The 25,036-nt window shown below is 42.6% G+C and carries 14 protein-coding genes; 10 read left to right on the forward strand and 4 right to left on the reverse strand.

All coding sequences use genetic code 11. The annotated features are described in order from the left end of the window. Window position 1: 1 nt before the first annotated feature. From QM738_RS12610 to uxuA, 5 genes are all read left to right on the forward strand, one after another. Window positions 2–1,555, forward strand: a complete 1,554-nt coding sequence (locus QM738_RS12610) for a glycoside hydrolase family 28 protein (RefSeq protein ID WP_462277082.1) — start codon at window positions 2–4, stop codon at window positions 1,553–1,555. A gap of 129 nt (window positions 1,556–1,684) precedes the next feature. Further along, window positions 1,685–4,015, forward strand: a complete 2,331-nt coding sequence (locus QM738_RS12615) for a GH92 family glycosyl hydrolase (RefSeq protein WP_462277083.1) — start codon at window positions 1,685–1,687, stop codon at window positions 4,013–4,015. 18 nt (window positions 4,016–4,033) lie between these two features. Then, complete coding sequence (locus QM738_RS12620; RefSeq protein WP_462277084.1) at window positions 4,034–6,502, forward strand: glycoside hydrolase family 95 protein; 2,469 nt, start codon at window positions 4,034–4,036, stop codon at window positions 6,500–6,502. A 5-nt stretch (window positions 6,503–6,507) separates the two neighbouring features. After that, on the forward strand, window positions 6,508–7,950 hold the full coding sequence (locus tag QM738_RS12625; RefSeq protein WP_462277085.1) for a glycoside hydrolase family 28 protein: 1,443 nt from the start codon (window positions 6,508–6,510) through the stop codon (window positions 7,948–7,950). Window positions 7,951–7,980: 30 nt separating this feature from the next. Continuing rightward, window positions 7,981–9,147 (forward strand): mannonate dehydratase, encoded by a 1,167-nt coding sequence (uxuA, locus tag QM738_RS12630; RefSeq protein WP_462277086.1) that lies wholly within the window; start codon window positions 7,981–7,983, stop codon window positions 9,145–9,147. 98 nt (window positions 9,148–9,245) lie between these two features. Here the strand turns inward: uxuA and QM738_RS12635 are convergent, their stop codons facing one another. Continuing rightward, window positions 9,246–10,259, reverse strand: a complete 1,014-nt coding sequence (locus QM738_RS12635) for a 4-hydroxyproline epimerase (RefSeq protein WP_462277087.1) — start codon at window positions 10,257–10,259, stop codon at window positions 9,246–9,248. Between the two features lie 78 nt (window positions 10,260–10,337). After that, window positions 10,338–11,447 carry a glycoside hydrolase family 130 protein gene (locus QM738_RS12640; protein ID WP_462277088.1) on the reverse strand — a complete coding sequence of 370 codons (1,110 nt, stop codon included), beginning with the start codon at window positions 11,445–11,447 and terminating at the stop codon, window positions 10,338–10,340. 93 nt (window positions 11,448–11,540) lie between these two features. On the opposite strand from QM738_RS12640, the gene QM738_RS12645 reads away from it, so the two are divergent. After that, window positions 11,541–12,812 carry a sterol desaturase family protein gene (locus QM738_RS12645; RefSeq protein ID WP_462277089.1) on the forward strand — a complete coding sequence of 424 codons (1,272 nt, stop codon included), beginning with the start codon at window positions 11,541–11,543 and terminating at the stop codon, window positions 12,810–12,812. A gap of 22 nt (window positions 12,813–12,834) precedes the next feature. Here the strand turns inward: QM738_RS12645 and QM738_RS12650 are convergent, their stop codons facing one another. Next, window positions 12,835–13,731, reverse strand: coding sequence for a dihydrodipicolinate synthase family protein (locus QM738_RS12650; RefSeq protein ID WP_462277090.1), 897 nt, complete (start codon window positions 13,729–13,731; stop codon window positions 12,835–12,837). 148 nt (window positions 13,732–13,879) lie between these two features. Between QM738_RS12650 and QM738_RS12655 the strand changes: the two genes are divergently transcribed. Further along, window positions 13,880–15,625 (forward strand): glycoside hydrolase family 13 protein, encoded by a 1,746-nt coding sequence (locus QM738_RS12655; protein WP_462277091.1) that lies wholly within the window; start codon window positions 13,880–13,882, stop codon window positions 15,623–15,625. 46 nt (window positions 15,626–15,671) lie between these two features. Here the strand turns inward: QM738_RS12655 and QM738_RS12660 are convergent, their stop codons facing one another. Beyond that, window positions 15,672–16,658 carry a LacI family DNA-binding transcriptional regulator gene (locus tag QM738_RS12660; RefSeq protein ID WP_462277092.1) on the reverse strand — a complete coding sequence of 329 codons (987 nt, stop codon included), beginning with the start codon at window positions 16,656–16,658 and terminating at the stop codon, window positions 15,672–15,674. Between the two features lie 265 nt (window positions 16,659–16,923). On the opposite strand from QM738_RS12660, the gene QM738_RS12665 reads away from it, so the two are divergent. The 3 genes from QM738_RS12665 to QM738_RS12675 all read left to right on the forward strand — a co-directional run bounded on the left by QM738_RS12665 (window position 16,924) and on the right by QM738_RS12675 (window position 25,017). Beyond that, window positions 16,924–19,893 (forward strand): SusC/RagA family TonB-linked outer membrane protein, encoded by a 2,970-nt coding sequence (locus QM738_RS12665; RefSeq protein ID WP_462277093.1) that lies wholly within the window; start codon window positions 16,924–16,926, stop codon window positions 19,891–19,893. A gap of 34 nt (window positions 19,894–19,927) precedes the next feature. Further along, entirely contained in the window at window positions 19,928–21,601 is a 1,674-nt protein-coding gene (locus QM738_RS12670; protein ID WP_462277094.1) for a RagB/SusD family nutrient uptake outer membrane protein, read from the forward strand. A 92-nt stretch (window positions 21,602–21,693) separates the two neighbouring features. Next, window positions 21,694–25,017, forward strand: a complete 3,324-nt coding sequence (locus QM738_RS12675; RefSeq protein WP_462277095.1) for a VCBS repeat-containing protein — start codon at window positions 21,694–21,696, stop codon at window positions 25,015–25,017. Window positions 25,018–25,036 lie beyond the last annotated feature (19 nt).

Below are 25,036 nucleotides of genomic sequence, written 5' to 3' on the forward strand. Positions count from 1 at the left end.
CATGAAAAGAATGTATTGTTTAATTGTTTTAGTGACTGTGGCCTTAAATATGCAGGCACAACAAAAGATATTTAATATACTGCAGTTTGGAGCAAAGGGGGACAGCATCACTGATAATACCATGGCTTTGCAAAACGCCATCGATGAAGCTGCTAAAGTTAAAAACGGTAAAGTAATTGTACCTGCAGGAAAATTTGTTATTGGTGCGATCCATTTAAAAAGTGGTGTGGAATTACAATTACAAAAAGATGCATTTTTATTGGGCAGCACCCACCGGCAGGATTATGGTAAGGGCAATGCTGAAGCGCTGATAACTGCAAAGGGACAAAGCAACATTGCCATTACAGGAAAAGGTACGATTGACGGAAGGGGATATGAGGTGGTAAAAGACCTGCTGCCGCAATTGGCCAACGGAACTTTTGAAGATAAGCAGTGGAGGGTAAAAATGCCGGAAGAAAAGAACCGTCCCAAGCTGATCACTTTTATAGAATGCAATGATATAAAAATAACCGGTATCACTATAAAGAATGCTGCCTCGTGGGTGCAGGAGTATCGCCGCTGCAATAAACTGCTTATAGACCGGGTAACGGTATTAAGTAATGAGTATTGGAACAATGATGGTATCGATATCAACAATTCAAAAAATGTAAATATCACGAATTGCAATATCAATGCAGCAGATGATGCGATATGTTTAAAATCGGAAGGAGAGATAACCGATAGTTGCGAAAATATTTACATAGCCGATTGTAAATTGCGCAGCAGTGCCAATGCATTCAAGATCGGCACAGGATCGAGGGGCGGCTTCAGGAATATTAAAGTACGCAACCTGGATATTTATGATACCTATCGCTCTGCTATTGCAATAGAAACAGTAGATGGTGCTTTTTTAGAAGATATTGATGTAAAGAATGTAAAAGCGATCAATACTGGCAGTGCCATTTTCATACGATTGGGACATCGTAATAAGGACGACCAATACAGTACGGCAAAAAATATCCATATTAAAAATGTATATGTGCAGGTGCCGGAGGGCAAACCGGATAAAGGATATAATATGGAAGGGCCATTATTGAAATATCCTCCCACCTATAAACCTATTAGTGGTATGATACAAAGTGTTTCACCGTGGAATCATTCCGGCAAGGATAGCACGGCAATTATTTACCGGCACAATGTATTTCCTTCTTCCATAACAGGATTGCCGGGGCATGTGGTGGAGAATGTAAGCATTGAAAACGTGGAAATTGATTATTCAAGCATTGCCGACAGGTCAGTGAATTATATGCAGCTGGATTCTTTTCATATCATTACCGAAGCTGAAAAGGATTACCCTGAATTCTCGATGTTTGGCGAATTGCCGGTATGGGGTTTTTATGTAAGGCATGTGAATGGGCTAACCATGAAAAATATTTTGGTGAAGATGAACGGTAAAGAATTTCGCAATGCATTTTTATTCAATGATGTAAAGAAGCTGCAACTAACAAAAGTAGCGGCAGCAGGCAATACCGTAAAACCAGGTATTTTCTACCATGATGTTGAACCTGTTCAATAGCAATATTGTAAATATAGTATGCAACATTCCTTTCAATCCGTTCCATAGGAACGCTTCATGGGTAGAAAAAATATTTATATTTTTTTTTCGTTCCGTAGGAACGTTTGGTGCAGGTGTAAAACATAATTAATGATCAGTAAAGATATCAAGTTTAAGAGTGCGACGCCGATACAGCTCAATAGAATTACCAGCGCTGGTAAAATTAAAAAAATAATTGCGTCAGCAATTCTGTTTGCTGTGTGTATAATATCGCACGCACAAAACCTGCTGCAATATGTACAACCATTATCCGGCACCGCGTCTTCTACCACCATCGCGGCATTAAAACACAGCGAGACCGGCAGCGAACAGAATGCAAACACGATCCCTGCGGTCACAGTGCCATTTGCTATGACGCAGTTTACAGCACAGACCCGGCAAACCGAAAATAAATGTATACCGCCTTATTTTTATAAAGACAGTTTGTTCAGCGGCATTCGAGCCACACATTGGATCAGCGGCAGCTGCACACAGGATTATGGCAGCTTTACCGTAATGCCTGTAGTGGGCAGGTTAAGAACAGCAGCTGGCGATTACAGTGTGCCGTTTAAACATGCAGATGAAATTGCGACAGCGGCATATTATAAATTACAATTGCCGGCAGTTATAACAGAAGTAACTGCAAGTGAAAGGTGCGGTATAATGCGCTTTACTATGTTGCAGGATGATAGTTTGTATTTACTCGTTACTCCCAACACAGATTATGCAACCTGTACGGCCACCATCACTGCCAATACAATTACTGCCAGCAATACGGTGCATCGTATTTACCAGGGCTGGGGTAATAAAGCGGGTTTTGATGGATGCGCTTTTTTCAGGACCAATAAAAAAATAGTGGTTTCAGGTGCCTATGAAGGTGCTGCAATTATCAATACACAAAGCATAACGGATAAAAAGAATGCCGGTGTGTACATAGGTTTTTATTTAAAGAAAGGTGAGGCAGTGGAATTATCTGTTGGCACTTCTTTTACCAGTATACCCGGAGCAAGAAACAATTTACTGCAGGAAGTGGGAGATAAAAATTTTGATGCCGTGTACACAGCTGCTCAAAATGCCTGGGAGCATGCGTTGCAGCAAATTGAGGTAACAACTAAAAACGAAAAAGATAAAAGAATTTTTTATACTGCTATGTACCATGCTATGCAGCATCCGAGGTTGATGAGTGATGTGGATGGAACGTATCCAAAATTTGCCGGTAATTATGAAGTAATGAAAATGAAGAAGGGGGATTATTACGATGATTTTTCGATGTGGGATATTTACCGGGCGCAATTGCCTTTGCTGGAAATACTTGATCCGGGATTGACCAATCAATTAGTGCAGTCTGTTGTATTAAAAGGAGAGCAGGGCGGTTGGTTGCCCATTTTTCCCTGTTGGAATAGTTATACGGCAGCCATGATCGGCGATCATACAACAGCGTTCATTGCATCGGCGTATAATAAAGGAATAAAAGAGTATGATGTTAATACCGCTTATAAACTGATGCGCAAAAATGCTTTTGAAACACCGGCGGATATTAAGGAATACAGGAACGGTATGGGCAGAAGGGCGCTTACATCCTATTTAAAATATGGTTTTATACCGATGGAAGACAGTGTGCCGGATGCGTTTCATAAAAAAGAACAGGTGAGCCGCACCCTGGAATATGCATTTGATGATTATGCATTGTCGGTGGTGGCAAGGGGGTTGAATAAAAAAGAAGATCAGCAAATATTGCAGCAGCGTTCGCAGAACTATAAAAAGCTATTTGATAAAAATGTTGGCATGGTCCGCGGAAGAAACAGCGATGGTACATGGACCGAAAGTTTTCATGCAGATAAAAGAGAAAGCTATATTACCGAAGGCACGCCAAGGCAGTACAGTTTTTATGTGCCGCAGGATGTGAATGGACTGGCAAATTTGATGGGTGGTGCCAAAAAAATGGAACAGGCGCTGGACAGTCTTTTTGAAAAAAAAGAATACTGGCACGGCAATGAACCCGGGCATCAAATACCTTTTATGTATAATTATACAGCGGCGCCTTATAAAACACAAAGGGCAGTACAAAATATTTTGCAGGAAGAGTACAGCGATGGACCCGGTGGACTGAGCGGCAATGATGATGCCGGGCAAATGAGTGCCTGGTATGTATTTGCAGCGATGGGCTTTTATCCTGTTAACCCGGTATCGAATGATTATATTTTATGTACGCCTTTATTTGACAGCATCACGATCAATCTGCGTAACAAAAAGCAATTTAAAATAGCCTGCACCAAACAATCAGCCGGTTCCATCTATATCAAAGCAGTAGAATGGAATGGCCGGGTGTATGATAAGAATTTTATTAATTATGCCATGATACAAAATGGTGGCAGGCTTGAAATATATTTGCAGGATAAGCCAACTTTATGGGGCGCTGGTATAAATGCACGGCCCCGGTAAAACAGTGGTATGATACCAATGAAAAAAAAAATATTTTTTACGCTGCTTAGTTTATTACCGTGTATCGTATTTGCACAGGACGATCAATTATGGTACAAACAACCTGCTGCGGTGTGGACAGAAGCATTGCCCGTGGGCAATGGCCGCCTGGGCGCCATGGTATTCGGCAGGGTGGAAGAAGAATTGCTGCAACTGAACGAAGCAACTTTGTGGAGTGGCGGACCAATATATGATCATGTAAATCCCGAAGCACCGCAATATTTACCCAAAGTGCGGGAAGCATTATTTAAAGGAGACTATCCCAATGCAAACAACCTCGTAAAAAAAATGCAGGGGTTGTACTCAGAAAGTTATATGCCGCTGGGTGACCTGCTGATAAAACAGGATTTTGGCGGGCAGCCGGTATCGGCTTACCAGCGCAGCCTGAACATACAGGATGCAGTTGCCACCACTGTATTCACGGTAAATAATGTACAATATAAGAGAGAAATATTTGTTTCGGCGCCATCGCAGGTGATCATTGTAAGATTAACCGCCAGTAAAATGGGGCAACTCAGTATTGATATAAAAGCATCCAGCATATTGCATTTTCACAATGAGATGAACGGCAGCAACGGGATATTAATGAAGGGAAAAGCCCCGGCACATGCCGACCCTAATTATTACAGGGAAAATAAAGAACCGGTGATATGGGATGATACAGCTGGCTGCAGGGGTATGCGTTTTGCACTGGCCGTGAATGCAAAGAATACAGGCGGAACAAGTACTGCTGATACTTCGGGTATTCATATCCGCAATGCAAATGAGGTGATTATTTATGTTTCTGCTGCCACCAGTTTTAACGGCTACGATAAATGCCCGGACAGGGATGGGAAGAATGAAATTTTGCTGGTGGATAATTATTTAAAGGCCGCTCTTGCAAAAAAATACCGTGATACTTATTCAGAACACCTCCGTGACTTTCACCAATATTTCAACCGGGTATCATTGCTGCTGAATAATGGCAAGGGCAGCAGAACAGACCTGCCTACGGATGAAAGAATGGAAGAATACAATAAAGGTAATGAAGATCCCGGGCTGGAGGCATTGTATTATCAATATGGCCGTTACCTGCTCATCAGCAGTTCCCGCACGCCCAATGTACCTGCCAACCTGCAGGGTATCTGGAACAAAGAATTAAGAGCGCCCTGGAGTTCCAACTACACTACTAATATTAATGTGCAGATGAATTACTGGCCGGCAGAAGCGGCCAATCTTTCAGAATTCACACAGCCCCTGTTCGGTTTGATCAGAGAACTATCAGTTACGGGTAAACGAATAGCGAAAGAGTTTTACAATGCTGATGGCTGGGTCACACATCATAATTCGGATATATGGGCACTGAGTAACCCGGTAGGCAATATAGGCAAAGGTGATCCTAAATGGGCCAACTGGGCCATGGGCGCCAACTGGCTCAGCCGCCATTTATGGGAACATTATTTGTACACTGGCAACATAAAATTTTTACGCGACACTGCTTATCCGCTAATGAAAGGCGCTGCACAATTCACGTTGAACTGGCTGGTGCCGGACAGCAGCGGCCACCTCGTGACCGCCCCATCCACCTCGCCGGAGAATGATTATTATTATGGCGAAAACAAAAAGACCGGCCTTTCGGTGGCCACCACCATGGATATGGGCATCATCCGTGATCTTTTCAGTAACCTGGTGGAAGCGGCCAAGGCATTGAATACTGACCAGGCTTTCATTGATACCATTAAACAAACCACTGCAAAATTATATCCCTTTGCCATTGGAAGCAAAGGACAATTGCAGGAATGGTATAGGGATTACGAGGATGTTGATCCGCATCACCGCCACGTATCGCATTTGTATGCTTTGTATCCTGCCAACCTGATCTCGCCGGTAACAACACCGGAACTATCAGCAGCGGCTAAACGTAGTTTGGAGATACGGGGCGATGAAGGAACAGGCTGGAGCCTTGCATGGAAAGTGAATTTCTGGGCGAGATTACTGGACGGAGATCATGCGCACCTGCTGTATAAGAACCTGTTGCGCCTTACCAAAGAGAATAATACCAATTACAGCAAGGGTGGTGGAGCCTATCCCAACATGTTCGATGCACACCCGCCCTTCCAGATCGATGGCAATTTTGCAGGCGCTGCCGGTTTAATGGAAATGCTGCTGCAAAGCCAGGGTGGCGAAATATTTTTATTGCCGGCATTACCTGCTGTGTGGAATGAAGGCAGGGTAAAAGGATTGGTGGCTAGAGGCAATTATGTTGTTGACATTGCCTGGAGTGACAATAAAATAAAAGTTGCTACTTTGTTATCCAGGGAGGGGGGCCTTTGTACTATAAGAACAAACCAACCTGTGCTGGTAGTGGGTGCAAACGCGGTATCAAAAAAATCAGGTATCGGTTATGTTCAGACCTTTAAAACTGTAAAAGGCAAGACCTATACCCTGGTAGCAGGGATGTTTAAATAAGAATTATGAAAAGTACAATATTTATTGCGGGTGTCTTTATGCTGTTTTTCTGCACAGCATCTTATGCTCAAAAAGTGTACAATATCAAAAACTTTGGCGCTAAAGGGGATGGTAAAACAGATGATGCTGTTGCCATTCAGAAAGCGATCGATGCCTGCAGTAAAACCGGTGGTACTGTTTTTATTCCGGCGCCTTTTACTTTTATCACCGGACCTTTTAACCTGAAGTCTAATATTGAATTCTTTGTGGAAGGCGGTGCTAAAATATTAGCCAATCCTGATGAAAAAGTATATATCAAAAGCGCCTTCAGGGATAATCCCGGCGAAGGAACTATATGGATCGGCGCAGAAAATATTTCCAATCTTACTATCAGCGGAACGGGAGAGATAAATGGCAATGGCATTTCATTCATGGGTGCCGAGCTGGAAGATTCGTATGTGTTAAAACCATTTAATATAAAAGATCCGAGGCCGCATGTATTAACAATTGCGGGGGGGCATAATATCCGCATCAAAGATGTGCATATCGGCAACTCCGCTTACTGGACGGTGCATTTGATCGGTTGCAATGATGTTACCATCAACGGCATTACTTTGCTCAACAGTTTAAAAGTGCGCAACAGCGATGGTATCGACCTGGACCATAGTAAAAATGTACGTATCAGCAATTGCTATATCGAAAGTGGTGATGATTGCATCTGCTTAAAGAACCGCCGGGAATATGAAGAATTTGGTGTGTGTGAAAATATCACCGTCACTAACTGTACTATGACCTCCAGGAGCTGCGCTATTAAAATTGGTAGTGAGAATATGGATACAATAAGGCAGGTGATATTTGATAATTGCATCATTAAAAAAAGCAACAGGGGTGTGGGCATCCAAAACCGGGATGAAGGGGTGGTTACCGATATATTATTCTCCAACATGATCATTGAAGGGCATCTGTTCAGTGATGTATGGTGGGGAAAAGCAGAACCCATCTATATTACAGCATATCGCCGTGCCAGCGGCAATCATAAAGATGCCAACTGGCGTTTTCCAAAAGGCGCCACCGAAGGCAGGGTGGGAGCGGTAAAAAATATTTTTTTCAGCAACATTAAATGTACCAGCGAAAATGGGGTGTATATTAGCGCCGAAAGCAATGATAAGTTATCCAATATTGTTTTTGATAATGTGGATGTTTTTATAGACAAGACAACCAATATTGAAGGCGGTGTGTACGATAGGCGGCCCTGTGCGGTGGAAGGATTTGTAAAAGGAAGCACGGCGGGTTTTTATTTTGATGCGGCCTTAAGCATCAGTGTAAGGAACTGCAGCGTGCAATGGGGCAATAATAAACCGGCTTATTTTACTTATGCCCTGGAGAGTAAAAACATAGATGCACTGAAATTATTCAATGTGGAGGGTGTATCGGCTTTTCCCGGCAAACTGGAAGCAATAAAAAAATGATCATTATAAAATACAAGCTTTTTAGAACCTATGTTTAGTATGCAGCAAACCATGCGCTGGTATGGTCCCAACGATCCCGTAAGTTTAACAGATATCCGCCAGGCAGGTTGTTCTGGAATAGTGACGGCTTTGCACCATGTACCTAACGGTGTGGTATGGACGAAAGAAGAAATTGAAAAAAGAAAAAAACAAATTGAGGCAGCCGGTATGGTGTGGAGTGTGGTGGAAAGTGTGCCGGTACACGAAGCCATCAAAACACAATCAGCCAATTTTGAACAGTATATTGAGAATTATAAACAATCGCTCCGCAACTTAAGTGCCTGCGGAATCCAAATTGTTACCTATAACTTCATGCCGGTGCTTGACTGGACGAGGACAGATCTCAGCTATACTGTTGAAGATAGCAGCAAGGCCCTGCGTTTTGAAAAGGCGGCTTTTATTGCATTCGATCTTTTTATGCTGAAAAGAAAAAATGCGGAAACGGATTATACGGCTGCTGCGATTGAAAAAGCCAAGGCACGTTTCGACGCCATGACAGCAGAGGAAAAAACATTGCTGCAGAAAAATATTATTGCAGGCCTGCCCGGCAGCGAGGAAAGTTTTACGCTGGAACAATTTCAGCAGGCGCTGGATGCTTACGCAGGCATTGATGCCGATAAGCTAAGACAACACCTTATTTATTTTTTGCAACAAGTAATACCTGTGGCAGATGAATGTGGTGTAAAGATGGTGATCCACCCGGATGATCCGCCTTATCCTATTTTGGGTTTACCAAGAGTGGTGAGCACAGCTGCTGATATTGAAGCATTAATAAGTGCAGTACCATCACTTAACAACGGTCTTTGTTTTTGCACCGGTTCATTTGGTGTAAGGGCGGATAATGACCTGCCTGCAATGGTGCAACAATTTGCACCGAGAATAAATTTTATCCATTTACGAAGTACAGAACGCAATAGTGAAGGAGACTTTTTTGAAGCCAACCATTTAGAAGGCGATGTGGATATGTATGCAGTGGTAAAAGAGATCGTAGCAGTGATGCAGCAGAGAAAAATTTCCATTCCCATGCGCCCCGATCATGGACACCAGATGCTGGATGATCTGAATAAAAAAACAAACCCCGGTTATTCGGCAATAGGAAGATTGCGTGGCCTTGCAGAATTGAGGGGATTGGAATTAGGTATTGCAAGGTCTGTTTAAATCGAATAATTTCACGCAAAGACGCAGAGAATTAATACTAAAGCCGCAAAGCATCTTTGCGGCTTATTTTTTACTTTGCTTCTTTGCGTGAAACTTCCTCATAATACCTGGAAGCCCAAAGCATACGGATCATCATCCGTATCTATCGTGATGGTATTCTCTCCATAAATTTTCGCCCAGCCTTCAATGCTCGGCCGGATGGCCTTTTTACCGGCAATGCCAAAAGCATCCGTTATCTCTTCCTCAATTCTGCCAATGAATTTACTGCCGATAATGCTTTCGTGAATGAATTCATCACCCGCTTTTAATTTGCCTTTTGCATACCATTGCGCCATACGTGCAGAAGTGCCCGTGCCGCAGGGGCTGCGGTCGATCGCTTTATCACCATAAAAAACGGCATTGCGAGCGGTGGAAGTGGTATCCAGTACAGCACCGGTCCATAAAATATGGCTGCAGCCTTTAATGGTATCATTTTCAGGATGCACAAATTCGTATTTTGCGTTTATTCGTTGCCGTAACTCTCTTGCCCAACTGATCAGTTTATCGGCGCTGTAATGTTCAAGCCCTTTAAAATTTTTCTGCACATCCACAATGGCATAGAAATTTCCGCCGTAGCTCACATCTATCACCAGTTCGCCCAGTTCCGGGCAATCCACTGTTAATTCAGTTGCAGCCAAATAAGAAGGTACATTCGTAAGTTTTACCGACTTCACTTTACCATGCTCTTCCGTATAAGCAATATTTACCAATCCTGCAGGCGCTTCCATCCTGATCACCCCTTTTTGTTTGGGTTGTATCAATCCAGCTTCCACTGCAATGGTAATAGTGCCAATAGTACCATGACCGCACATCGGCAGGCAACCGCTTGTTTCAATGAACAATACAGCTACGTCGTTTTGTGGATCATGTGGCGGGTATAAGATACTGCCGCTCATCATATCATGTCCCCGGGGTTCGTACATCAGTCCTTTCCTTATCCAGTCGTATTCCTTTAAAAAATGCTGGCGTTTTTCGCTCATGCTGTTGCCATTCAATACAGGGCCGCCGGCTTTTACAAGGCGTACAGGGTTGCCACAGGTGTGCGCATCAATGCAATTAAAAGTTTGCTTCATTATTAAAATTGATTCGTAATATACATTTACAAAAATAAGCCAACATCCTATTACTCACTATTTACCACTCATCACTCACTATTTCTTTATCGCAACACCCACCATACTATCAGCCGTGCCATAATATAAAAAATATTGCTGCTTAAAATATACCAGCCCTTCAATGAACGTGGTGCCTGCTGTATACTGCCCGCTGATCTCATGCGGCAGATCCGGCTTTATAAAATAAGTGTTGCATCTTTCCAATAATTTTTCCGGGTGCGCTGCATCAAATAAAGCCTGCCCGCCACAATAAATTCCTTTCGGCAGCGCAGGGTCAGCATCATCGGTGGTGGCATTCTTTCCATTGTATAATAATACGATCCCTTTTTTCGTAAGTACGGCAGGCGGGCCGGGTTCCACCACATGACTGTCGAACATTTTTTTTCTTGCAGTGAGTATGGGCAATAATTCCTGCTGATCGTTGGTAACTGGTGTCCAGTTAATAAGATCGGTGGAAGTGGCAAGATAGACAGGTCCTTCTCCCCAATACATCCAGTATTTTCCATTAATGGTTGCTGCAACAAATTTTTCGTCTTTCAATGTTGTAACAACGGATCCTGATTTGCTCCAGGTATTTACAAACTTACCGTTATAAGCATGTAAAAATGCGGGGCCTTGTTTTTTCCAGTGCAACAGGTCAGGAGAAGTAGCTACGCTGAGTCTCGCCACATCCCGGTTCCAGCTGGTGTATAATACAACATAATCACCGTTAGGTGTTTCGACAATGCGGGGATCTTCGCAACCACCGGGGTGATCGTACTGCATAAAACTGCTGCTGTCGGGATATAATACCGGTTCAGGATGTTTTTTAAAATGAATCCCATCATCACTCTCTGCCAACCCTATCCGGGAGGTGCGCATACCAATACCCACACCCGGCACGTCTTCGGCCCTGAACAGAATATATACTTTTCCATTTCTTACTACAGCCGCGGGGTTGAACACATCCGCCTTCTGCCATTGCACCAAACGCTTTTGCACAGGGCAGTTAAAAGTATAAGTAGAATCTGCCTGCATAATGGGGTTGCTGGCAGGTTTTTCAAAAGGGCCTAATTGCCAGCTATTTGCGTTGTTAAGTGGCTTAAATACAGGCTGGCAGTAGCTATTAACCCCTATCAAAACTGTGAGAATTAATATATTTTTCATAACTTGTCGCCTTTAAATTCAGCAATTTAGTATACCCTTTACCCGTTTATAAAGAGTTTTGTTTTTACTGTTACAAAAATAACCCAGCAAATTATGGAACAATACGGAAAGATACTGTTAATAGCTATGCCTGCATTTTTGCTATTGGTATTATTTGAAAAATGGTATGGCTGGCGTAAAGGCAAAGATACGGTGCGTAACCTCGACATGGTGTCCAGCCTCAGCTCCGGCGTTACCAATGTTACCAAAGATGTGCTGGGCTTAAGCTTTGCCATTATCTCCTACGAATGGTTGCTGAGCCATTTTGCAAAAACACATATCAAAGCCACCTGGCTGGTATATGTAGTAACATTTTTGGTGCTGGATTTTGCAGGATATGTAGTGCACCTCATCAATCATAAAATAAATTTTTTCTGGAACAGCCATATCATTCACCACAGCAGCGAAGATTTTAACCTGGCCTGTGCATTGCGCCAGAGCATTTCGGTGTTCTTTAAATTATTCGTGGTATTGTTATTACCGGCCGCTGTATTGGGTGTACCTGCTGAAGTGATCGCCGTAGTGGCGCCGCTGCATTTGTTTGCACAATTCTGGTATCATACGCAGCATATTGGCAAAATGGGATTTTTGGAACATATCATTGTTACACCCTCTCATCACAGGGTGCACCATGCTATCAACAAAGAATATATTGATAAGAACCTGGGACAGATACTGATCATCTGGGATAAGATATTCGGCACTTTTCAAAAAGAATTAAAAGAAGTGCCACCGGTATATGGTATCACAAGACCGGTACGCACGTGGAACCCTATTAAAATTAATTTCCAGCATTTATGGTTGCTTACAAAAGACGCCATACGCACTAAGAGTTTTAAAGATAAGATACGGGTTTGGTTCATGCCAACAGGATGGCGCCCTGCGGATATGGAAGAAAAATATCCCCTGTATAAAATAGAAGATGTGTACAATTTCGAAAAATACAACAGCACCGAAACAAAACCATTGGTGATATGGGTTTGGATACAGATGATCATATTACTGGTTATGGTAAGCTATCTGTTTGGTAATATTGCTGCCATTGGTACACCGCTGATATTTGTATATGGCCTCTTTATTTTTGTATTTGTATATGCGCTTACCGAATTGATGGATGGCAACAAATATGCGCCTGTGTGGGAATTGGTGAAAACGATAATGGGAGTGGGGCTGGTATTTTTAATGGAAGACTGGTTTGGCGCCGGTAAATATTTTTCTTTGATCAGTTATGTGCTGATAGAATATTTTGCCATCTCTCTTTTTGTAACGATATGGCTATCGCAAAAAAATAAAGCAGTCAAGCAACAACTGAATATTGCTGCTTAACTGCCCGGTAAATATGATGCGGTTATAATGACGGCCTTGTGGCAATACCATCATTGATGATCTTTAAAATGCGCTCTCTTTCTTCACCCACTAATGTAAGGCGGGGCGCTCTCACACTTTCGGAACCAATGCCGGTTTGTGTTTCAGCCAGTTTAATGTATTGTACCAGTTTGGCATGTATATCCAGTTCCAGCAAGGGCATGAACCAACGATAGATCTTTGCCGCTTCTGCAATTTTTCCTGCTTTTACCAGGTTAAAAATTGTTACTGTTTCCGCAGGAAAAGCGCAAACCAAACCTGCCACCCAACCATCGGCACCTAAGCAAAGTTCTTCCATCGCTAAAGTATCCACACCGCATAAAATTTTATAACGGTCGCCAAAGCGGTTGATCATCCTGGTTACATTGGTTACATCACGGGTGCTTTCTTTTACGGCCTGTATATTTTTGCATTCGGTCAGGTCGGCAAACATATCCAGTGTTACATCTGTTTTGTAATCCACCGGGTTATTATAGATCATGATCGGCAGGTCGGTGGAATCGGCAATGGTCTTAAAATACGTAACCGTTTCACGATGATCGGTCTTATAACGCATAGGAGGTAATGCCATTAAACCTTTAGCACCCCATTGTTTGGCGTAGGCAGCCTGCTGCAAAGCATCCCTGGTGGCGCCTTCAGCAATATTCAGTATCACGGGTATCTTGCCGGCACATTTTTCAACGGCAAATTTTATCAGGGTTTCTTTTTCATCGGTGGATAATACGCTGGCTTCGCCCAGTGTACCGCCCAAAATAACGCCGTTAACACCGGCTGCTATCTGTGCATTTAAATTCTTTTCAAATAAAGGCAGATCCAGCTTATCGTCGCTGGTAAATTTGGTGGTTAATGCAGGAATAACGCCGGTCCATTGAACGCTCATGTTGATGTTTTTTTAATGAGGCCTAAAATTAATGCACATCAACCGATTCCGCAAACGATTTCTGTGCCGTATAGCGCAATAATTTTCATTAATAGCGGCCCAATTTCTATATTACATTGTTGTTCCGTTTATAGAACGATTTATTGTTATGGAAAGAATACTTTTTTCGGCCATCTGTTGCCTTGCAGGCATTGCGCCATTGATCATATCCTGTAATTCGGGGGCAGTTAAAGAAAAAGAAAATACCAGTACAGCTTCCGATAAAAAGTGGTGGAAGGAAGCCGTGGTATACCAGGTATATCCCCGCAGTTTTAAAGACAGTGATGGTGATGGCATCGGCGACCTGAAAGGCATTATTTCCAAACTCGATTATATTAAAAGCCTGGGTGTGGATGTGGTATGGCTGAATCCCATTTACTCATCACCCAATGATGATAACGGCTATGATATCAGCGACTATCGCAATATCATGAAGGATTTTGGCAGTATGCAGGATTTTGATACGATGCTGAAAGGTATGCACGACCGTGGTATAAAGCTGGTGATGGACCTGGTGGTGAACCACAGCAGCGACGAACATGAATGGTTCAAACAGAGCCGCAGCTCCAGGACTAGCCCATACCGCAACTATTATCACTGGTGGGATGCAGAACGGGGGAAACCAAACTCACGGTATAGCCTATTCGATGTTAATCATGATGCGTGGAAATACGATTCGCTTACCAATGCTTATTACCTGCATTATTTTTCGCGTAAGCAGCCCGATCTTAACTGGGAGAATCCACAAGTGCGCAAAGAAGTGCATGATATCATGAAGTTCTGGCTGGATAAAGGCATTGATGGTTTCCGCATGGACGCATTCCAGTTTGTGGCAAAGGATACAACTTTTCCCGCCTTTCCTGCAGGATATGAAAAGGATTTTATAAAATATTATGGAATGGTAAATCCCATTCATGATTATATCAAAGAGATCCATAAAGAAGTATTCAGCAAATACGATATGATGAGCGTGGCAGAAGGCGCCGGCAATTCTTTTGAAGATGCGCATAACCTGGTGGATGCCGACCGCAATGAACTGGATATGGCTTACGCGTTTGATGCGGTTGATCTTGCAAAGCCCGAAGGATACAGCGTAGTGAAACTGAAAGAGATCTTCACCAAATGGGACAGCGCTTTTGCAGCAAAAGGCTGGTTATCTATTTATCTCGCCAATCACGACCAGGCAAGACTGGTAAGCCGTTTTGGTAATGATACGCCGGAGTTCAGGGAACTATCCTCCAAGATGCTGTCTACTTTTTTAATGACCATGCGGGGCACGCCCTATTATTACAATGGCGATGAATTGGGCATGACCAACATCCGCTTTGATGATATACACGATTATAAAGATGTGCCTACATTGAACGAATACCAGCACCAGCTGAATATTGGCGGCGATATGAAAAAGTTCATGGAAACATTAAAATTCAGTTGCCGTGATAATGGCCGTACACCGTTTCAATGGGATGGTACAGCTAATGCAGGATTTACCAGCGGTACTCCCTGGATAAAGGTAAATGGCAATTATACCCTCATCAATGCGGCGGCACAGGATAAGGACAGCAACAGTTGTTTAAACTATTTCAGGAAATTAACTGCTTTGCGTAAACAAAACTTAGTGCTGGTGTATGGCAAATACAGCATACTGGATAAAGATAACCCTGCTGTATACGCTTATACAAGAGAACTGGAGGGGAAAAAATTATTGATACTGCTCAACTTCAGCAGCAAGCCCGCAACTGTAAATACCGGTATTGATATAAGCAAAGCCAAATCATTACTCAACAACTATAGCACAGCCACTGATGCAAAACAACTGCGTCCATACGAAGCCGTTATCTACGAACTAAAATAAAACCACATTCACCATTCCTCACTCACAACTCACCACTGACCACTCACTACAAAGATCCTCCCTCCACCATTACCGCCTCCGTAGTAAGCTCCTGTATAAAAGTGCTGCCGCCCAGGCAGGCCATCATACTGGAAAAAGCAAGCTTACCCAGCTTATAGCCACTGGTCTCCACGTAAGTTATTTCGGGATGGTATAATTTAGGTGCAATGCCATTGCTGATGGTGATCACCGCTACATCCTCCGGTACTTTTATCGCTTTTTTCTGAATGGCTTTCATCACGCCGACCAATATCTCATCGCTCATACAAAAAATAGTATCAGGCTTCTCTTTTAAATATTGCAGTGTTAAAGCCTCTGCTTCATTTGAACTGGAAGCATGATCGGTAATGAGCTTTATTTTATTCGCTTTTTCATTGATCGTATTTTGAAATGCTTCCAGTCTTTTTTTTGTCATTAAAAGATGCGGATTACCAAACAAACCCAATACTTTTTTCTTTTTCTTATTTACGATTGCATTCGCGGCCATGGTGGCAGACAGTGCATCGGCCACGCATACTTTATTGCAACTGGCATTTTCCGGCACCTTATCAAAAAAGATCACCGGTATATCGATCTCTTTCAGTTTTAAAAACGGTTCAATATTCACTGTATCGGGAGAAAGGCACATGAATAAACCTGTTATCCTGTTCTGCCTGCACAGTTTAAGATTATTCACTTCTATCATCGGGTCATCACCGGATTGCAATATCATCAGTGAATAACCATTCCGCCTGCTTTCTTCTTCTACCGAAGCAATAAAGGAATTATAGAACCAGTTGGAAATAGAAGGAACGATCAGTCCGAATAATTTACTGTTACTGGTACGCAGGTTAATCGCATTCACATTGGGTTCATAATCCAGTGTGGCAGCGAGTTCGATCACTCTTTGTTTGGTTCTGTCAGAAATATCCGGGTGATCTTTTAAAGCCCTGGAGATAGTAGAAATACTAAGCCCAAGGATCTCGGATATTTTCTTTAAGGTGGTATTATTCATATAAGCAGCGGGTTTATAGCAGCGGACAGCAAAAATATTTGCACAACAACCGTTTTCGCAAACAATTTCGCAAACGTTTGCGGCGAAATTATGATTTTATCGTGTATTTCATACATTAATAAATGTAGCTTTATTTTGGAAATTTAAGAATTTATTAACCTTTCGGTTGCTGATACGATGCTACATGTAACTACCTGCATGCAATTGCAAGGGTATATAATGATTGTTTCCATCACCCATTGTTCATTCCAAAAACCAAACGATTATGCTCCTTGCTATTATGAGGAAAGCTGCACTGCTGCTGCTTGCAGTGATTGGGTTTACAGCTTTTGCTAAAGCCCAGACAGTTACCGGTACTGTAACTGATTCAAAAGGTGAGCCTGTATCGGGTGTTTCCGTTACAGTAAAAGGCACCACCAAAGGTACATCCACCAATGCTCAAGGCGTTTTTACATTAAATGGGGTAGCCAGTGGCGCCACATTAGTATTTACAGGTTCGGGCTTTGCTTCGCAGGAAGCTAAAGCGGGCAGCGGACCGGTAAACATTACCCTTGCTGCAAGTATCTCTAACCTGAATGAAGTAGTGGTGATCGGTTACGGCACTGTTCGTAAAAAAGATGTAACCGGCGCGGTAGCTTCTGTACAGGCAAAAGATTTTAACCAGGGTGTTATTGCTGCACCCGATCAATTGCTGCAGAATAAAGTTGCCGGCCTGGAAGTTACCAATACTTCTGGTCAGCCTGGTGTGGCCGCTACTGTTAAGATAAGGGGTAATAACTCTATCAGGGCAGGCGGTAACCCATTATATGTAATAGATGGTGTTCCATTAGATGGAAGATCGGCAAGACCAAACTTTGGAACCGGCGTTTTCGGTTCTACTCCTGATGCCAATCCATTGATATTTGTAAATCCTAATGATATACAAAGCATAGATGTATTAAAAGATGCTGCTTCTGCAGCTATTTATGGTTCACGTGGTGCTAACGGTGTAATTGTTATCACTACAAAAACCGGTAGCTCAGGTGCTTCTAAAATTGAATTCGGATCAAGCTGGAGTGTAAACGCCGGCCTGATGAAAAAATATGAAGTACTGGATGCAGGCGAATTCAGGAGTGCATTGTCCAAATATGCAATCACCGGCCAGGATAAAGGAGGCAATGTGGATCCTTTCAAAGAATTGATGAATAAAAAATTATCTCAAAGCTATAACCTGGCTTTAAGCGGCGGTAATGAAAATGGTAAATTCAGGGCATCTTTCCTGGCATCATCTTCAAATGGCGCTTTCAAAAATTCTCAACTGGATAAATATGTAGGCAACTTCAGTGGCCAGTATAAATTCCTGGATAAGAAACTGACCTTAGGATTTAATTTAACTGCCGGTCATACTACAGAAGATGTGATCGCTGTTTCAAATACTGCAGGTTCACAGGGTAATATCATCAGCTCTGCTTTACAATGGAACCCAACCACTCCATTTAAAGATGCGAATGGTATCTATATCTATCCTACCAATGGTTCCGGTAATCCCATCGCATTACTGGATGGATATAATGATGTGGTACATATCAATTCTGTACTGGGCAATATTTCTGCAGGCTATAAACTGATGGACAACCTGGAATATAAATTCCTGTATGCTATTAATAACAGTGTGGGAGACAGGTATACCAACATCTATGGATTCCTGCAAGGTTATGCTGGTTTGTCAGGACAGGGATTTGGCGCTATCTCCGGCCAGAAATTGAGCTCTCAAACGATCACGCATACACTATCTTATAAAACAGCACTTTCCAAAAACCTGAATTTTGATGCGGTAGCAGGTTTTGAATACTGGAAATCTAATTTCTCTAATAACTCTTTCTCTGCTTCAGGTTTTAATACCAACCTGGACCAGGCAACTAAAATAGACATTCCTTATACAGCTATGCTGCAGGATGGAAGGTCTCAGAGTGCACCATCAATCTATATCGATCCAAAGATCGAGTTGCAGTCTTATTTCGGAAGAGTTGGATTTAACTACTCTGATAAATATTATATCTCTGCATCTGTAAGGGCGGATGGTTCCAGCAAATTTGGTGCGAATAACAAATACGGTTATTTCCCTGCCATTGGTGCAAAATGGGCCATCAGCAATGAAGATTTCATGAAGAATAACAGCACCTTCTCCAATGTGGCTTTAAGGGCTTCATGGGGTATCACCGGTAACCAGGAATTCCCAGCAGGTGCAGCACAGGAACAATTCCTGTTTACACAAAACAATACCGTAAGCCAGATCAATGTTGCCAACCCCGATCTGAAATGGGAACAGACCAATTCTTTCAACGCAGGATTGGATCTTACCAGCAAGAACGGAAGGATATTCGGAAGCATCGATTATTATTACAAAAATACCAGCAAGATATTATATCAAAGCACCGCTATACAACCAGCGCCTGCTTCTGTATATTTTATCAACCTGCCTGCTAACCTGATCAATGATGGTATTGAATTAAGCCTGGGTGCAACAGTGATCGAAAAAGGTGAGCTGAACTGGGATGTAAGAGTGAACTATTCGCACAATAAGAACAACCTGAAAAACTTTACACAGAACGGACAGGATATTAAAATTCAGACCGGCCAGATCAACGGACAGGGTGTATCCGGAACATTGGGACAGATCATCACCAACAACCAACCGGTGAATGAATATTACCTGAAAGCTTTTGGTGGATTTGATGCAAGCGGTAACCAGATCATTGGTGCTAATCCCGCATTTGCAGGTAATCCAAATCCTGAAAATAACTACGGTATCAGTTCAACATTAAGGGTTAAAAAATTCACTTTTGTTGTTAACTGCGGTGGTGCAAGCGGGTTCCTGATCTACAACAATACTGCAACCAGTGTTACCAATATTTCCGGTATTGCCAACGGAAGGAACATTGATAAGAATGCTTATAATTCTGCAGAAAAAACAACCAGCCCGGTAGGTGCTTCAGACAGGTTCCTGGAAAAAGGCAACTTCTTTAAACTGAGGAACGTTTCATTAACATACAACATTGGTAACCCAGGTAAATATGTTAAGAATCTGAATGCATTTGTAAGCGCAAGCAACCTGTTCGTGATCACTAAATTCTCAGGATTCGATCCGGAAGTTAACGTAGATAAGAGCAATAACAACTATCCATCACGTTCCATTGAGTATATCCCTTATCCAACAGCAAGGGCTATATCATTTGGATTTAAATTTTCACTATAAGATCCATTATAATTCATTATAAAAAACAAAAAATATGAGAAAGTATAAAAATATAAAATTCTTATCTCTGCTTTTACTTACTATGGTGAGTTGTACCAAGCTGGATGAGAATTTGAACAGCCGGTTGACGAATGGCCAAACCGCTAATGCATTAGGTTCGGCCGGTGTGGGATTGTTACTGCAGGGTGCCTATGCCGACCTGGGTGGACCATTTACTGCGCAGGATCTTTTGTTCTGCCTGGAAGAGAACGTAACAGACGAAGCGCTGGTGCCAACAAGAGGTGGTGACTGGGATGATAATGGTGTATGGCGTGTATTGCATAACCATACCTGGAATGCCGATCATGCTTATGTGCTGAATGTATTCAACGCATTGAACAAACTGAATTTTGATGCAACGAATGTGTTAGGCTTCAATCCATCTGCATCGCAGGCTGCACAGGCAAAATTTTTAAGGGCATTGGCATTGTATTACCTGCTGGATCTTTATGGACAATATCCTGTAAGGAACCCCGGTGATAATTTATTGAATGCACCTACTGTAAAAAGCGGCGCTGCTGCATCGCAGTTCATCATTGATGAACTGGTTGCTGCTGTACCTAACCTGCCAACTACCGGCGGTCCGGGCATAGCTACTAAAAATGCAGGCAATACATTGTTGATGAAATGTTACCTGAACAGGGGCGCATGGGCCAACAGGGCTGCACCCACCTTTGCGGATGCAGATATGCAGCAGGTGATCACCATTGGTAACAGTATCATCTCCAGCGGTAACTACAGCTACATGAGTGAGTATTTTAAGAACTTTGATGTTAACAACGGTTCTTCTACAGAAAATATCTTTACGATCGTGAACAGTTCAGGTTCAGCTTCTAATGTAAGTGATGTACGTGGCGAATGGTGCAGAACATTGCACTACAACCAGGAAACAAGCACCAATCCAAATGCAGGATGGAATGGTTTTACCACCATCAGCGATTTCTATAACAGCTTTGGTGCGGTAACACCAATGGTAGGTGTAACTAATTATGCAACCGATAAAAGCGGCCGTTATGCAGATACTGCTGTTGACTCAAGGGTGGGCGGAAGATATTATCCCGGTGTAACCAACGCATCAGGTCAAAGGCCGGGCTTCATGATCGGTCAGCAATACAACGAAAATGGTGTTGCATTAAAAGACAGGAAAACCCCTGCCAATAACCTGGCATTCGATCCTGCTATTGCAAATGATCAGAAAGAAACCGGCAATAACCTGGAGATCACCGGTATCCGTGTTGAAAAATACGGACCTGATTTCAGCAATGGTTCTGCTTACTATCAAAACAATGCAGGTAATGATGAAGTGATCTTCCGTTATTCTGATGTGGTATTGATGGTGGCTGAAGCTAAGATGCGTGCAGCTACACCAGATGCTGCAGGAGCATTAACATTAGTAAATGCATTAAGGGTAGCAAGGAAAGCTGCACCAATGGTAGGTCCGCTGGTGCTGGCCAATGCTGCTAACGTAGAAGATCCTAAAACATTGCTGGCAGAAAGAGGAAGGGAACTGTACTGGGAAAAAGTGCGCAGGACTGACCTGATCCGTTTTGGTATGTTCCTGAAAGTATGGCAATACAAACCAACAGACGATGCTAAATATTTAGTATTCCCTGTACCAAGCCAGGCGCTTGCAGCTAACCCTAACCTGGTACAAAATACCGGTTATTAATAACAGCAGGTTTAACCATATTATAGTATAACTTTGAGAAAGGTCAATTTAAATTGGCCTTTCTTTTTTAGATTGCTTTCTGAAAATCCTGTATGATGAATTGGTGCACCCGATGTTTTATTCTTGCCGGCATACTGCTTTTAAATTCCTGTGCAAAGCACGAACAAACTATGTTTGAACTGGTGGACGACAGCGGAATTAATTTTGTGAATGAAGTAAATGACGGCAAAAAAGAGAACAGTTTTTTATTCCGTAATTTTTATAATGGCGGCGGAGTTGCCATCGGCGATATCAACAATGATGGTTTGCCGGATGTTTTTTTAACCTCCAATGCGGGCGCTAATAAACTGTACCTGAACAAAGGCCATTTAAAGTTTGAAGATATATCCCAGGCCGCCGGAATAATAGCAGATGATAAATGGAATACGGGTGTTGTATTTGCCGATGTGAATGGCGATGGATGGCTCGATATATATGTGTGCTCCTCAGGCCACATGCAAACAGGTAACAGGAAGAATAAATTATACATTAATAATCACAACAACAGCTTTACAGAAGCCGCAGCGCAATATGGGCTCGACATTTCTGCCTACACTACACAGGTTTCTTTTTTTGATTATGATATGGATGGCGACCTGGACTGTTTTATGATCAACAACAGTCCTATACCTGTCAACCAGCTTGAATTTGCCAACCAGCGTGACCTGTTTGAAAGCAAGTGGCCGGTGGGAGATTTTTTAAAAGGCGGCGGTGATCATTTATACCGCAATGATAACGGGCATTTTACTGAAGTAACACAGCAGGCCGGCATTCATGGTACATTGATAAGTTTCGGCATGGGCGTATCTGTAGGCGATATTAACGGTGACGGGTATCCTGATGTGTATGTGGCCAATGATTCGTACGAAAGGGATTATATGTACATCAACCAGGGGAACGGTATGTTTAAAGATGAACTGGAAGATAAAATGCAGCATACCAGTTTTTCTTCGATGGGTGCCGATATTGCAGACATTAACAATGATGGCTACCCGGATATTTTTACAACCGACATGCTGCCGCTTTCGGATTACCGTATCAAAACAACCGGCGCTTTTGATGATGTGGATATGCTACGCCGAAAAGTAAATGCAGGGTTTTATTATCACTATGTAAAAAACTGTTTGCAGCTCAATAATAAGCAGGGCGATTTTATTGACATTGCCAACTACGCAGGTGTAAGTGCAACCGACTGGAGCTGGGGCGCCCTGATGTTTGACATGGATAATGATGGCTGGAATGATATTTATGTATGTAACGGGGTGAACCACGACGTTACAGATCTGGACTTCATGAATTTTTTCGCCAACGATGTGGTACAGAAAATGGTACTGACGGGTAAAAAAGATGAAATAGACCAGGTGCTGAAAGAGATACCGAAAACACCATTGAAAAATAAAGTATACCGCAACGATCACCAGTTGAAGTTTACAGATATCGGTGACCAATGGGGATTTACACAGCCCACTTTCTCCAACGGCGCCGCTTATGCCGACCTGGATAATGACGGAGATCTCGATCTTATCATCAACAATGAAAATCAACCTTCTTTTGTATACCGGAATAATGCAAGGGAACTCAATAAAAATAATTACCTGGAAATTACACTAAAAGGAAAAGGACTGAATCCATTTGCAGTAGGCAGTAAGATACAGGCTTATGCAAACGGGCAGGTATTGACCCGTGAAGTGATCCCCAGCCGGGGTTTTCAATCATCTGTTGATTATAAACAGGTGATCGGTATCGGGAAATTTGCTGCGATCGATTCACTGGTGATCACATGGCCCAACCGCACTGTAAAGAAGATACTTCATCCTGCGATCAATCAAACTTTGGTGATACAGCAGAATGATGAAAAGGATGTGATGCAGGCAACGCCGGCTGTTGCAGCGCAAACACTTTTTTCGCCTATGCCATCCAGCTTTGATAAACACGAAGAAGATAATGTGGTGGATTTTTATACCGAAAGAAATATCCCACGGATGTTATCAAGAGAAGGGCCAAAGGCTGCCACCGGCGATGTAAATGGCGATGGACTGGAAGATGTGTATATCGGCGGCACACCGGCACATCCCGGCCAGCTATACCTGCAAAATGCTAATGGAGGATTTGTAAAGAAAGAAGAAAAAGCCTTTCAGCAGTTCCTGTCATTTGAAGATGCCGCAGTGGCATTGTTTGATTGCGATCATGACGGCGACCTGGACCTGCTGGTTTGCCCGGGTGGCAACAATAACGATCTTATGAGCAGGGAACTGCAATTGCGCATGTTTAAAAATGATGGCAAGGGAAATTTTTCTATCGATGATAAAGCATTCCCTAATGTATCGATGAATATTGCAGTATCAGCTGTAAATGATTTTAACGGTGACGGGTACCCTGATATTTTTATCGGCGCAAGAAATTATCCGAAAGTTTATGGCATGGACCCTACCAGTTTTTTATTTGTGAATGATGGGAATGGCCATTTTACAGATATAGCTGCCACTAAGAACCCGGAAATAGCTAAAATAGGAATGGTGACCAATGCAGTATGGGCCGACGTGACCGGCGATGCTGCAAAAGAACTGGTGATAGCAGGAGAATGGATGGCGCCAAGAATATTTACCTATAAAAAAGACCGGTTTGAAGAAGTGAAGACCAACCTGGATAAAATGCTGGGCTGGTGGCAAACCATTTGTGTGGCAGATGTAAATAATGATGGTAAGCAGGATCTTATTATAGGTAATATCGGCGAGAATTTTTACCTGCAACCTGCAGATAAAAGTCCAGTAAAATTATGGCTGGACGATTTTGACCAGAACGGCACCGTAGATAAAGTGATCACGTATACCGTGGATGGCAAGGATAAACCGGTAGTAGTAAAGCGTGACCTGGAAGAGCAATTGCCCATCATAAAAAAACACAACTTAAAGCATATTGATTATGCAAAAAGATCGATACAGGAATTATTCCCGGCAGATGTATTGAGTAAAGCGATAGTAAAACAATTTGATTATTGCTCATCAGTGATCGCCATCAATAACGGCAATGGAAATTTTACCATGCAAAAATTACCGGCGATGGCGCAGCAGAGTTGTGTAAATGCAGTGTATTGCACCGATGTAAATCATGATGGTTTTCCTGATCTTATTTTAGGTGGCAACCAGTTTGGTTTTTTACCGCAATACGAAAGGCTGGATGCAAGTTTTGGAGATGTGCTGATCAATGATGGTAAAGGTAATTTTACCTGGCAGGATCCATTTGTAACGGGCTTGCATTTACGTGGGGTGATAAGGGATATTCAAAAAGTAAAAATGAATAAAACGGATGGCTTGTTATTCCTGCAGAATAATGATTATCCCATGCTGTATAAAATGAATACGCAACCGGGCAAATAACGCTGAAACGAATGAATAA

Source organism: Ferruginibacter sp., assembly GCF_049840995.1.
Taxonomy (GTDB): Bacteria; Bacteroidota; Bacteroidia; order Chitinophagales; family Chitinophagaceae; genus Ferruginibacter.

Coding starts and splice junctions, on each gene's coding strand:
- QM738_RS12610 (WP_462277082.1), top strand. CDS start 2: ATGAAAAGAATGTATTGTTTAATTGTTTTAGTGACTGTGGCCTTAAAT.
- QM738_RS12615 (WP_462277083.1), top strand. CDS start 1,685: ATGATCAGTAAAGATATCAAGTTTAAGAGTGCGACGCCGATACAGCTC.
- QM738_RS12620 (WP_462277084.1), top strand. CDS start 4,034: ATGAAAAAAAAAATATTTTTTACGCTGCTTAGTTTATTACCGTGTATC.
- QM738_RS12625 (WP_462277085.1), top strand. CDS start 6,508: ATGAAAAGTACAATATTTATTGCGGGTGTCTTTATGCTGTTTTTCTGC.
- uxuA (WP_462277086.1), top strand. CDS start 7,981: ATGTTTAGTATGCAGCAAACCATGCGCTGGTATGGTCCCAACGATCCC.
- QM738_RS12635 (WP_462277087.1), bottom strand. CDS start 10,259: ATGAAGCAAACTTTTAATTGCATTGATGCGCACACCTGTGGCAACCCT.
- QM738_RS12640 (WP_462277088.1), bottom strand. CDS start 11,447: ATGAAAAATATATTAATTCTCACAGTTTTGATAGGGGTTAATAGCTAC.
- QM738_RS12645 (WP_462277089.1), top strand. CDS start 11,541: ATGGAACAATACGGAAAGATACTGTTAATAGCTATGCCTGCATTTTTG.
- QM738_RS12650 (WP_462277090.1), bottom strand. CDS start 13,731: ATGAGCGTTCAATGGACCGGCGTTATTCCTGCATTAACCACCAAATTT.
- QM738_RS12655 (WP_462277091.1), top strand. CDS start 13,880: ATGGAAAGAATACTTTTTTCGGCCATCTGTTGCCTTGCAGGCATTGCG.
- QM738_RS12660 (WP_462277092.1), bottom strand. CDS start 16,658: ATGAATAATACCACCTTAAAGAAAATATCCGAGATCCTTGGGCTTAGT.
- QM738_RS12665 (WP_462277093.1), top strand. CDS start 16,924: ATGCTCCTTGCTATTATGAGGAAAGCTGCACTGCTGCTGCTTGCAGTG.
- QM738_RS12670 (WP_462277094.1), top strand. CDS start 19,928: ATGAGAAAGTATAAAAATATAAAATTCTTATCTCTGCTTTTACTTACT.
- QM738_RS12675 (WP_462277095.1), top strand. CDS start 21,694: ATGATGAATTGGTGCACCCGATGTTTTATTCTTGCCGGCATACTGCTT.